General features: G+C 39.8%; 10 protein-coding genes. All 10 read right to left on the bottom strand.

What is annotated here, in order from left to right; all coding sequences use genetic code 11:
• Positions 1 to 264: 264 nt before the first annotated feature.
• The 10 genes from lpxA to pyrH all read right to left on the bottom strand — a co-directional run bounded on the left by lpxA (position 265) and on the right by pyrH (position 11,734).
• On the bottom strand, positions 265 to 1,041 hold the full coding sequence (gene lpxA, locus AC2SLL_RS02580; RefSeq protein ID WP_486530105.1) for an acyl-ACP--UDP-N-acetylglucosamine O-acyltransferase: 777 nt from the start codon (positions 1,039 to 1,041) through the stop codon (positions 265 to 267).
• Between the two features lie 83 nt (positions 1,042 to 1,124).
• Positions 1,125 to 1,697: a 3-hydroxyacyl-ACP dehydratase FabZ gene (fabZ, locus tag AC2SLL_RS02585; protein ID WP_486530106.1), complete on the bottom strand. Its 573-nt coding sequence runs from the start codon at positions 1,695 to 1,697 to the stop codon at positions 1,125 to 1,127.
• A 168-nt stretch (positions 1,698 to 1,865) separates the two neighbouring features.
• Complete coding sequence (lpxD, locus tag AC2SLL_RS02590; RefSeq protein WP_486530107.1) at positions 1,866 to 2,942, bottom strand: UDP-3-O-(3-hydroxymyristoyl)glucosamine N-acyltransferase; 1,077 nt, start codon at positions 2,940 to 2,942, stop codon at positions 1,866 to 1,868.
• Positions 2,943 to 2,944: 2 nt separating this feature from the next.
• Positions 2,945 to 5,380 carry an outer membrane protein assembly factor BamA gene (bamA, locus tag AC2SLL_RS02595; protein ID WP_486530108.1) on the bottom strand — a complete coding sequence of 812 codons (2,436 nt, stop codon included), beginning with the start codon at positions 5,378 to 5,380 and terminating at the stop codon, positions 2,945 to 2,947.
• A 135-nt stretch (positions 5,381 to 5,515) separates the two neighbouring features.
• On the bottom strand, positions 5,516 to 6,955 hold the full coding sequence (gene rseP / locus AC2SLL_RS02600; RefSeq protein WP_486530189.1) for an RIP metalloprotease RseP: 1,440 nt from the start codon (positions 6,953 to 6,955) through the stop codon (positions 5,516 to 5,518).
• Positions 6,955 to 8,169, bottom strand: coding sequence for a 1-deoxy-D-xylulose-5-phosphate reductoisomerase (gene dxr, locus AC2SLL_RS02605; RefSeq protein WP_486530109.1), 1,215 nt, complete (start codon positions 8,167 to 8,169; stop codon positions 6,955 to 6,957). The genes rseP and dxr overlap by 1 nt, the downstream gene beginning before the upstream one ends.
• A 157-nt stretch (positions 8,170 to 8,326) precedes the next feature.
• On the bottom strand, positions 8,327 to 9,133 hold the full coding sequence (locus tag AC2SLL_RS02610; RefSeq protein ID WP_486530110.1) for a phosphatidate cytidylyltransferase: 807 nt from the start codon (positions 9,131 to 9,133) through the stop codon (positions 8,327 to 8,329).
• A gap of 157 nt (positions 9,134 to 9,290) precedes the next feature.
• Positions 9,291 to 10,070 carry a polyprenyl diphosphate synthase gene (uppS, locus tag AC2SLL_RS02615; RefSeq protein WP_486530111.1) on the bottom strand — a complete coding sequence of 260 codons (780 nt, stop codon included), beginning with the start codon at positions 10,068 to 10,070 and terminating at the stop codon, positions 9,291 to 9,293.
• Positions 10,071 to 10,142: 72 nt separating this feature from the next.
• A complete protein-coding gene (frr, locus tag AC2SLL_RS02620) occupies positions 10,143 to 10,697 on the bottom strand; it encodes a ribosome recycling factor (protein ID WP_486530112.1) in 555 nt (184 codons plus the stop codon).
• Positions 10,698 to 11,008: 311 nt separating this feature from the next.
• The gene (pyrH, locus tag AC2SLL_RS02625) at positions 11,009 to 11,734 is read right to left on the bottom strand and encodes a UMP kinase (protein WP_486530113.1); all 726 of its coding nucleotides are present in this window, start codon (positions 11,732 to 11,734) and stop codon (positions 11,009 to 11,011) included.
• Positions 11,735 to 12,228: the final 494 nt, after the last annotated feature.

Consider the following 12,228-nt stretch of genomic DNA (forward strand, 5'->3'; position numbering starts at 1 on the left):
CTTATAAAAGACTGGCTTATAAAAGACTGGCTTATAAAAAGATTACTTATTAGGCCTAATGCTCATTTAAATAATGAAAATTAAATGAGCACACGTGCTCATGCAGTGTTACAAACATTATACTTTAATAAACTTATTAGCAATACGTATTTACATTGTTTAGAAAACAAGTTTCTTTCAAACGAGTTTAAAAGTCAAGCCACTAAACATAAAAAAGCCATAACTGAGAGTTATGGCTTGTTTATACACAAAATAATCAGTCTATTAACGTACTATTCCACGCTTACTGTTTTTTAGAGAATCTATAAGCATTTTAACTTTAGGCTCTCTAGGTAAATACTCATTGGTTAAAATGTCAATTGCTTGATTAGTGGTTTTTCCAGACTTAAAAATAATCTTATAAGCTTTACGCAGTATGTTTATGGTTTCTTTAGACCAGCCTTTTCGGCGCATACCTTCTATATTGAGCCCGTGAGACCCCGAAGGGTTACCAGACACCAAAGTCATAGCAGCAACGTCTTTTAAAATGAGACTGCCGCCACCGATTAAACTGTGATCATCGATACGACAAAACTGGTGAATGCCAGCATTACCGCCAATAATAGCATTATTGCCAATATGAACGTGTCCTGCGACACCTACGTTGTTGGCTAAGACGTTATGATCCCCTACGACACAATCATGAGCAATGTGAGTATTTACCATAAATAGATTATTGCTGCCAATTTTAGTCAGAGAATTATCTTGTATTGTGCCTCTATGAAAGGTACACAACTCTCTAATATTATTATTATCACCAATCTCTAACCATGTTTCCTCGCCCGCATATTTTAAATCCTGACAGTCCTCTCCAATACTTGCGAACTGATATATCGTATTACTTTTACCAATACGTGTATTTTTACTGATTACTACATGCCGTAATAGCTTAGTACCAGCATCAATACTCACATTATCACCCACGATACAATAAGGTCCAATAGTGACAGTTTCATGTATTTGTGCGGTATCAGATATTATTGCTGTGGGATGTATACGCATCTTAGAACGAACCTATTAGATTGGTAAAATAATTGATTTATATGAGCATTCAATTCGATGCTCTATATTGCTGAACGTGTCTATCAGATAGCGCTTTTACTAGAAGGCATCGCTTGACGAGCAATCATAACTTGAGCTGAAGCAGCGAGTTTATCATCAACATAAGCCCGGCAGTTAAACTTATAAATATCCTGCTTCTCCATGGTCAACTCAGACGTTAAGATAAGCTGGTCGCCTGGCACTACTTGCTTCTTAAAGCGGACTTTATCTACGCCAGCAAATAAATATAAGTATCCGTCTTCTGATGTTTTTCCTTTACTGATAAAACCAAGTACGCCTGAAAGCTGAGCCAACGCCTCTACAATTAACACACCTGGCATAATCGGAACATCAGGAAAATGACCTTGGAAAAATGGCTCGTTAAAAGTGACGTTTTTATAACCCGTTATTGAGAGACCAGGACGACATGATATGACTCTATCAAGCAACATAAATGGATAGCGATGTGGTAAGTAATGCTTTAACTGACTATAACCCATGGGTAATGAAACACCAGCTTTCTCAAGTGCCAAGTTATCATCAGATGTCATGATATCTTTATCTAGAACATTTGCTGAGTTACTACTTTCTTTTGCCTTAAGGGTATCTTTACTCATTATTCTTCCTTGAAAATCATCATCATTATTTGTCTATAATTCTGTATCTACTTCTTGCATACATCTAGTATTAGCATGCTCATAACTAAGGCTGTGATTTTAACATTAACCTTAGGCTTGAGACCACAAAAAGTGAGTTTTAATTTATAGTGCACCTGTCAGTGTAATCTAGTTATTCTTCTTGCCCATGGTTCTAAAGTTAACCACAGCTCTACGCCAGTCCATTGAAGGCATAGCCACCGTTCCTGAAGAATAAGAGCCTGACTTTTTAATAGACTTAGTAACCATTGTCATGCTCGTTAAAGTCACGTCATCGGTAATCTCAATATGCCCCACTATACCCACACCACCAGCAATGATACAGCGTTTTCCGATGGTGGTACTGCCCGCTATCCCAGCTTTTGCTGCAATGGCAGTGCCGTCACCAATACGAACATTATGTGCAATCTGTACTAAGTTATCGATAATCACATGATTACCAATAATAGTATCCTCAATAGCGCCGCGATCTATACACGTGTGGCTACCAATGCGCACATGGTTACCAATGATAACTTTGCCGAGCTGAGCAATACGCTCCCATCCTTCTACTGCTGGGTTTGCTGTCGGTGCAAAGCCAAAGCCTTCAGAACCTATGCTAGCATGAGCATGAATACGAACATGGTGACCTAGCTGACAATCGTGAGCAATACTGACATGAGATTTAATAACACAGTTATTGCCAACTAAAACATCGTCGCCCAGATAAACATGGCTTTGAATGACTGTACCAGCTCCGATACGCACATTATCACCAATAACGCTATACGCCCCTACTGAAACATTTTTACCTATTACCGCCTTCGATGCTACTTGTGCAGTAGGATGAATAAGGGGAGGTGATTGCTGCTCACCCAACTGCTGATGTGATCGATCAAATAACTGAGTCGCACTGGCATAAGCCAAGTAAGGCGAGGATACAATAACCCCAATAGTTTCTTGCGGAACTTTATCTAGCATATCAGTAGTAATAAAGACTGCAGCTGCCTTTGTATGAGGTAGTTCTTCTATATATGCCGCATTTGAGACAAAGCTCAATTGCTGAGAATTAGCTTTGACTAAACTACCCACACCCGTCAGTTTTTTCCCCTCCGCTACGCCAGAGATATCGCCAATATTCAAAACTGGCTGTCGCACCATCACAGCTTCAAGAATAGTGCTTAATAGAACTTCAGCATTTTGCGTAGCGTCCTTTTGCGTACACATTGCTAGAACGTACTACCAATCTGGAATTGCACTTGCTCTGTTTTATCCGTTTCTTTATCGTTAAACGGCACGGCATAGCTTAGTGAAATTGGACCAATTGGTGTGTACCATGTAATACCTGCACCCGCACTAAAGCGCATTTCATTGTCTTGAGTCAATAGCGGCGCACCCTCATCTGATTCAACGAATTTAGTAGTATTCTTATCATACTTAACCTTTTTATCTTCTTTATCAGAGGTATCAAAGACTTGACCGCCCTCGACGAATAATACAGGACGTACCTGATCTGCCCAGTCGCCTTTAAAGGGCATAGGTAGTATTAATTCTGCGCCAATGTTGGCTAACGCATTACCACCTACCCTTTCCACATAAGCTGTTTTACCATCAATAGCATTATCTAAGCTGCTAAAAATGACAGAGCGCGGCCCTAAGCTTGACGCTTCAAAACCACGCACTGAGCCATACCCACCTGCATAGAAGTTTTCATAAAACGGCAGATCATTACCATAACCAAGTTTTGCATAACCACGTGCAACAAAGTCTTTATAAACGGGGTAATAAACGTTACCTTTATAAACCACCTTTTGATAATTCTCGTCACCAAATCCTAACGTTGCATTAACAGAATGGTTCATACCTTTTGTAGGAAACACGGGTCTGTCTAGTGAACTATAATCCCAACCTAGGAGCAGGCTAAAGGTATCATAATCATTGTTGAAAGAAGTTCTATCTACATCTGCATAGTTGGTTACCTCAGCGCCATCTTCAATCATCTCATAGACATTAGAGATACCCATGTTTTGGCCACCTCGCACTTCGGTATTATCGTAGTTTACACCCGCACTAAGTCGCTTTGTTTCATCAATAGGATAGCTGTAATTTAGTGTGCCACCATACGAGTCAGTCACATAATTACTAACGTTCTTGTCGTCATATTTAGTTTTTCGATAGTAAGCACTAACACCTTGTGAAACGCCGTTTTCAGTGAAGTAAGGATCTGTATACCCTAGACTATATGAATCACGAGTCTCCGAACGAGACAACGCAGCGTTGACACGATTGCCTGTTCCTAAGAAGTTTCGCTGGCTAAAATCTAACTGAAAGGTAACACCGCCACTTTGTGAGTAACCGGCAGCAATTGTTGAGCTACCTGATGGTTGCTCTTCAACCGAGAAGTTAACATCTATTTGGTCTGGTGTATTTGGCACAGGCTTAACATCAACATTGACTGTTTTGAAAAAGCCCGTTCGCATCAACCGTACACGAGAAGCATTAATTTTTTCATTAGAAGCCAGCGCTCCTTCTAGCTGCCTCATCTCACGACGTAGCACCTCATCCTCAGTTTTGGTATTACCATTAAAATTGATTCTTCGAACATATACTGGTCGAGCTGGGTCTATAAAATAATCGATATCAACAGTTCTTTCCGCATTATTGATACGCGGAACAGGGCGTACTTGAGCAAAATAATAACCATCGTTACCATAAAAGGTTTGTAGCGCACTTGTAGTCGCCTCTAACTTAGCTTGGGAATACTGTTCGCCTGCTTTAAAATCAACATATTCATTTAAGCTTTGAACATCATAATTAGGATTACCAAGAAAATTAACATTACCAAACTTGTACTGGTCGCCTTCTGAAATACTGATCTCAATAAATACGCTATCTTTGGCATCATTTATATTTAAGACAGCATTGTCGACACTAAAGTTAACAAAGCCCTCGTTCATATACATAGACTTTAGATTCTCTAAACTAGCGGCTAGTTTTTCTTTGGCATATCTATCAGATTTAGAAAGCAACCTTGTCCAAGACTTTTCTTTTACCGCAAAGACATCTTTAATATCTTCATCGCTGAAATACTCATTGCCAATAACATTGATATCCACTACTTTTGCGGCTTTACCCTCTATAAACTTGATATCAAGTTTAACTCGGTTGCCATCTAGCAACGTTTGGCTGACATCTATATTGCTGTTGTAATATCCTTGACTGATGTACTGCTGTTGCAACTCATTTGCCACATTCTGTAATGTCGCCTGTTTTAAAACATCACCCACTGATACTCCAGCATACTTAAGACCTTCCTCTAGGCCCTCTTTAGGTATCAGTTTATTACCTTCAAAATTTACCTCAGCAATAATAGGACGCTCTACAACATGATAAGTAATACGTCCACCATCTACTGTGGCTTGAATATTAGCAAAATCATCAGTGGCGTATAGGGCTTTGATACTCTGCGCAAGATCCTCATCAGTCATTACCTCGCCTATCGCAGAAGGCAATAAGGGATATAAGCTCTCTGGCGTCAGCCTCTGAAGACCTATAAAGTTAATATCGGTAACCACAGTGTCCGCAGCCTGAGCCGATACAGCAATTACTGCGGTTAATAATGGTGTTGCGGCTAATAGAGCCATTCTAGATAAAGACGTTTGCATACATACAATCCGTGATTCAAATTACTTACTAAATTTAAGACAATTTACTATGATTTAATCAGTCTATCTTAGTCTATTCTTTTAACGCAACAACGCATTCTTTACTTGAAGCGTTGCTTTGCTAAAACTGCCAGATTAGAAATAACGACTGAAATCATTTGTAATTGCCAATATCATAAAACCAATTAAAAATAAGAAACCCACATTAAACCCAATAATCTGCATTCGTTCCGAAACGGGTTTGCCCCGCACTAACTCAATGAGGTAGTACAGTAAATGCCCTCCATCTAATACAGGGATAGGCAGCAGATTAAGCACCGCCAAACTCAAACTAATGATGGCAGCAGTAGACAAAACTTGCTCCCAACTGATATCGAAGCTCTGTTTACTGATGACTGCAATCGTAATAGGACCAGAAAGGTTATCAATACCTACTTTACCTGTCAGCATTTTCCCCATTGAGCTTAAGGTCATGCTGGCGAGTTGCCCAGTTTTAGCAAATGCTTTACCAACCGCACTTACAGGATCATAGGCAATTAGAGATTTATAGTCGTCGGGTACCTTAACTTCTATTGGGCTAATGCCTGCGCCAATCTTACCTATTATCTGACCTGTGCTGCTCTTCTGCCCTTGAGGCATAATTTTCAAATCGACTTCTTGACCATCACGCAACACTTTAAAATCAAGAAGTTTTTCTGGATTCTGTTGAATAATATGGGTTGCAGCGAACCAATTATTCACTGGTATAGCATCAATCATTAAAATCTTATCGCCAACCTTCATACCTTGTCGAACAGCGGCACCTTCAGGCGATAGCTGTCCAATAATAGGCTCAATGTGTGGGCGCCAAGGCAATACACCGATACTAGTTAATGTGTCTTTTCCTACCTGACTCCCCTGCATAAACTCTACAATTGGCGCCTCATAGGTGGTTGTATCATAGGTGTTTACATTGTTATGATTACTGCGATCAGTTTGGCGATTAGCAGGCTGGAGTGAGTTGTCATTAACCTCATCAACCTTAGCCACTGAGATGGCCACTTTGCCCGTCTCGCCCATACGATCGGCCAGTCGGTAATTAATCTCTTCCCACGTCTGTACCTCATGACCATCAATAGCAATAATTTTATCGCCTATTGGCAGGTTGACTGTTGCTGCTGGCGACTCAGGCAGTACGGAACCGATACGCGTATTAAGCTGTTCCGTTGGTACTAAAAACAATATCCAAAATAATGTGATGGCAATAATAAAATTCATTATTGGACCAGCAGCAACGATAGCAATCTTTTTTAGGGGGTGTTGATTATTAAATGCTAAATGTTTTTCACTATCATCAACACTGCCTTCTCGCTCATCAAGCATTTTGACATATCCACCAAGTGGTAAGGCAGAAATACGATAGTTAATACCCGATTTTTTGCTGGTCCAACTGGCAAGTTTAGGTCCAAAACCTAACGAGTAGGTTAAAACTTTTACCCCGCAAAGACGTGCGACAATATAATGTCCCCACTCATGCAGTGCTACGAGAGGACCAAGTACTGCAATAAAAGCCAGCACAAACACCATAAATATCATCAAGTCCGACATGCAGCTACCTCTTGCTTAGCATGGGCTCTTGCCAACCCATCAATATGCATAATTTCATCCAGACTTGTCAGTTTTTGAGAAGTGTTATTAATATCAGTAGCCATTTTGTCCAAAACTCTTGCATTTATCAGTGCAATATCCGTTAACAAAACTTGCTGGTTTAAAAATGCCGCCACTCCTACCTCATTCGCTGCGTTTAACTGGATGCTAGCCACTTGACCAGATTGCATAGCATTACGAGCTAACTTTAGACACGAAAACTTTTCTAAATCTGGCTCGATAAAATCAAGTGACGTTAATTTATATAAATCTAAAGACTCAATCCCTGTTGCTATTCTTTCGGGATAAGCCAGTGCATGCGCAATGGGCGTTTTCATATCTGGGCTACCCATTTGTGCCAAAAAACTACCATCGTCGTATTCTACTAAAGAGTGAATGATACTTTGCGGATGAATGACCACATTAATTTTTGATTCTGGCAGATCAAATAAAAAACAGGCTTCAATAAGTTCAAGCCCTTTATTCATCATAGTCGCTGAATCTACTGATATTTTTTGTCCCATAGACCAATTGGGATGATTAACTGCCTCACTAACGCTTGCCGCTCGCATATCCTCAAAAGATTTATTTAAAAAAGGCCCGCCAGATGCCGTTAACCAAAGTTTTTTTACCCCATATCTCAAATCATGGATTCGAGTATTTTTTTGCTGTATTTGTTGTGGCAAGCACTGAAATATAGCGTTATGTTCTGAATCTAGCGGTAACAACGTTGCACCATTGTCATGCACCGCTTGCATTAATAATGTCCCTGCCATGACCAGTGCTTCTTTATTGGCTAACAAAATACGTTTACCAGCTTTAGCCGCAGTTAATGTAGAGGCTAAGCCTGCTGCACCAACAATAGCTGCTACTACTGTATCCACCTGTTTATCACGACAAATATCATTAAGACCAGCCTGGCCACCAACCACATCACAGCTTAAGTTTGCAAGTTGAAGCCGCTTTGAAAATTCATCTACCTTATTTTCGGGGACACAAACACGGCTAGGTTTTAATTGCTGACACAGCTTAAATAGTTTATCTAAACGGCTATACCCCGATAAAGCATAAACGTCGTAGCGTTCAGAGTAAGTCGTCAAAAGTGCAAGTGTGCTGTCACCAATCGAGCCTGTTGCACCGAGTACGGCTATGCGTTCGGTCATAGATTACCTGTTAATAATTTGATAATTAAACACCTTCTTAAATGTAAAAAGATAAATAAGATAAATATAAAGTTACATAGAATAGCCAAAAAAACTATTCTGAGTTGTTTTTGCTACGCTCAAACATTTAATCGATTAAACAACAGCATACCTACCTCTAAACTAAAATATCTGCCTGTCTTAAAAGCCAAAAACCAAAAGCAAATATGGGCGTGGCTGACAATAATGAGTCAATTCGATCAAGTATACCGCCATGACCTGGCAGTATCGTACCCGAGTCTTTTACATTAGCGCGACGTTTTAGCATCGATTCGAATAAATCGCCCAATACAGAAGACAAAATGGTTATCCCCGACAGTACAACAAAGGCTAATAAAACTAACCCAGATAGATTTAGCTTAAATAAGCTAATAGCTATAACAACGGTGAGCCCTGTTAATAAACCGCCGACAAGACCTTCCACACTTTTATTAGGAGATACATTGGGTGCCATTTTTCGACGCCCAAATTTTCGGCCCACGAAATAAGCACCGCTATCTGCACACCAGACCAACATAAACACATACATAAGCCACCAAGGTGACTGCTGCCATAAATAAAACATAGCGGTAATAGCGCCAGTCAAAATAACGACACCCATTAAAGAAAGACGTTTACCATACCACCCCGTTGATACGGGGTATTTAGTAACCCAAGAAAATGCCATCAGCCATATTACTACCGAAGCTAACCACCACATAGGCCAAATTTGTGGTGCTAATAGCGTTAACATAGTTAGGATTAAAACAAGCAACACAAATACCCAAGCTTTATCCCATCTTGGCATCAGCTTTGTCCATTCATGGGCGGCTATCGTAACACCTACTGCTAGTAGAGGCACAAACAAATATGGCGATTCGCTTGCAAAAAGAGCAATACCAACAATAATAATGAGAATTACTGCTGTCTTGATGCGTATCCACATAATTGTTTACCTTAGATGATAATATAGCAATATCGTTATTGCTAAATTTTGACTTACTAGCTTCTAGAATCTAGTGTAATGACAGAAATAGAATAAAGAAATTAAGTGCCCTTAAGACTAGGGTGTTAAAAGCGCAACCTTTAATCTATATTTTCTATTATTCTATAGTGCCCTCAACTTGTTCACTGGTTTTGCCAAATCGGCGCTGACGCCCTGAAAACTCATCAATCATTCTACCAAGCTCGTTAGCGTTGAAGTTTGGCCATAATGTATCCGTAAAAAACAATTCTGCATAAGCGGACTGCCAAAGTAAGAAGTTAGAGATTCTATATTCGCCACCTGTACGAATTAGCATATCTACAGGTGGTTCATCGGCAAGTTGCATATTTGCATTCATCAACTCAATATTGATGTCATCTGCAGACAATACACCTTGTTCGACTTGTTTAGCCAACGTTTTAGCAGCATTGGCAATATCCCACTGCCCACCATAGCTAATGGCAATAACCACTGTCATAGCATCGAAATGCTCAGTTTCCACTTCGGCATCGGCCATCAACTTTTGCAAATCAGCATCTAACTGACTTCTATCTCCAATGAATCGTATGCGAGTACGGTATTTGTTCATTCTAGGCATTTGTTCGTGTATGGTGGCTTCCAATAAACGCATCAAAAGCGCAACCTCACTAGGCGGACGCTGCCAATTCTCACTTGAAAAAGCAAATACGGTTAGTACCTTAACGCCAACTTCCAAACAATACTCAACTAAGGGATCTAATGCATCCTTTCCAGCGACATGCCCTTGACCTTTAGGCATACCACGCGCTTTCGCATAACGATTATTGCCATCCATAATAATGGCAATGTGCTGTGGTACTTCAACGGGATGAATAGCCCCTTTATCTGGCTGCTGTGCTGACGTTTGCGATTGTTTCATAGCAACCTTTTTACTGACCATTGAAATAACATATTGTTTTAAAAAAACGTTTTAACCTAGTTTAAAATATAATTAGACTTCCATTAGCTCTTTTTCTTTGACTTCAAGCTTACTATCGATTATGCCAATATACTTATCCGTTAACTTTTGAATATCATCACTTGCACGACGTTCATCGTCTTCACTGATTTCCTTCTCTTTTGCTAATTCTTTAATGTCATTGAGCATATCACGGCGTACATTACGGATAGAGACGCGGCTATTTTCTGCATCACTTCGTGCCAGTTTTTGCATATCACGGCGTGTTTCTTCCGTTAGTGCTGGCATGGGTACACGAATGACATCGGCACTACTTGGGTTTAACCCTAAGTCTGCTTCGCGAATGGCCTTATCAACAGCCTCTACCATTGAACGCTCAAATGGCTGAACTAAAAGTGTCCGTGAATCTTCAACATTTATACTGGCCACTTGGTTTAAGGGCGTATCTGATCCGTAATAGTTAACCATCACACTAGATAACATACCCGGGTGTGCACGGCCTGTGCGTACCTTACTAAAGGCATTCTCAAGAGCTTCGATGCTCTTTTTCATACGGTCTTCACCGTCTTTTTTAATATCATTAATCATTTTGATTCCTTATTTTGATTCTATACAGTATGAAATAATTTCTGAGTTTAACCTGTTTCACAACTAGGGTTTAACTATTTAACCCCGAAAACTGCTACTTAACACTGCTAAATCATCAGTGAGTAAACAATGAGTTAATAAAAAATGCGTGGGTAAAAATGGCGAGTCTTCAAGCCTTTACAAACTACCACCTTATTACCACCAAAAAATCTATCGCATTCAGCGTGTCATCACAATTTTGTGATTTGCAAGATGGTGCTTGCAAGTATGTCATCAATCATACATATACATGCCCTTATTGAAGCCATAGACTAGTGAAATACTTTAGTGCCTTCTATTTCGCCCATAATGACATTCAATAGTGCGTTTGGTTTGTTCATATCAAATACTTGCAGCGGTACATTATGCTCACGACACAACGCAATTGCCGTTAAATCCATAACCCCAAGCTTTTGCTCAAGGACTTCATCAAAGGTTAAACCGTCGTACTTTTTAGCATCATTATGAATACTAGGGTCTTTATCATAAACACCATCAACCTTTGTGGCCTTTAAAATAACGCCTGCTTCAATTTCAATACCTCGTAAGCATGCTGCAGTATCTGTGGTAAAAAACGGATTACCCGTACCTGCTACAAAAATACAGACATCCCCATTTTTAAGATAACGGATTGCATTGCGGCTACTATAGCTTTCAGTCACTTCGCCAATTGGCAAAGCCGACATTAAGCGTGTGTTGATATTGCGGCGCTCTAGTGCATCACGCATGGCAAGACCGTTCATTACCGTAGCGAGCATACCCATTTGGTCACCGGTTACTCGTCCCACTAACCCTTCCTTTTGCAGCTGACTACCTCGGTACAAGTTTCCACCGCCAACCACAATACCAACCTGAACCCCTAACCCGCACAAATGGGCAATTGCTAGACTCATTTTATCTAAAACGGCAGTATCAATGCCCATACCTTTGCCACCAGCTAATGCTTCACCTGATAGCTTAAGCAAAATACGTGAATATTGAGGATTTTTATCAGACATAGGACACCTTTTTAGTATATTTTAGTAAGCGATTAAAGGGATGCAAAACTTGAAGGGCTCAGCGTTGTTGGGCGCTAGCTTATTCACGTTTAATCATTCTTATTGAAATGGTACACCGTCGTTTATTCTGTTATCAATTTAGATTAAAAATGGCGCTATAAAGTAATTGTGGCTCTGAGCATTAAAATGATTCTAACTTGAACAAAGACTGAGTGTATCAAAATAAGCTGAATAAGGACGTTATACTCAGCTAATCTTATCGTGAGGGCTTATTATGACCACTTTCAGATCTGCTAAAAACTCTTACTGGCTTGCTATTAACTAAATAGCTTAAAACCAAATGTAACTAATTTTATCAAAAAACTGAGTTTGCATATAGCAATATTTAGCCGTTAACACTTTTAACTGGTAAATATAAGTATTAAACCTTGCACAACACTTATTAAAGGTTTGAATTTTACCTGTAGTTAAGCCTATAATTAAGAGGTTAGCGC

The organism is Psychrobacter sp. CX97 (genome assembly GCF_057396285.1).

Bases quoted from the DNA above. Each gene is read 5' to 3' on its own strand.
- lpxA (WP_486530105.1), bottom strand. From the start codon at position 1,041: ATGCGTATACATCCCACAGCAATAATATCTGATACCGCACAAATACAT.
- fabZ (WP_486530106.1), bottom strand. From the start codon at position 1,697: ATGAGTAAAGATACCCTTAAGGCAAAAGAAAGTAGTAACTCAGCAAAT.
- lpxD (WP_486530107.1), bottom strand. From the start codon at position 2,942: ATGTGTACGCAAAAGGACGCTACGCAAAATGCTGAAGTTCTATTAAGC.
- bamA (WP_486530108.1), bottom strand. From the start codon at position 5,380: ATGCAAACGTCTTTATCTAGAATGGCTCTATTAGCCGCAACACCATTA.
- rseP (WP_486530189.1), bottom strand. From the start codon at position 6,955: ATGATATTTATGGTGTTTGTGCTGGCTTTTATTGCAGTACTTGGTCCT.
- dxr (WP_486530109.1), bottom strand. From the start codon at position 8,169: ATGACCGAACGCATAGCCGTACTCGGTGCAACAGGCTCGATTGGTGAC.
- AC2SLL_RS02610 (WP_486530110.1), bottom strand. From the start codon at position 9,133: ATGTGGATACGCATCAAGACAGCAGTAATTCTCATTATTATTGTTGGT.
- uppS (WP_486530111.1), bottom strand. From the start codon at position 10,070: ATGAAACAATCGCAAACGTCAGCACAGCAGCCAGATAAAGGGGCTATT.
- frr (WP_486530112.1), bottom strand. From the start codon at position 10,697: ATGATTAATGATATTAAAAAAGACGGTGAAGACCGTATGAAAAAGAGC.
- pyrH (WP_486530113.1), bottom strand. From the start codon at position 11,734: ATGTCTGATAAAAATCCTCAATATTCACGTATTTTGCTTAAGCTATCA.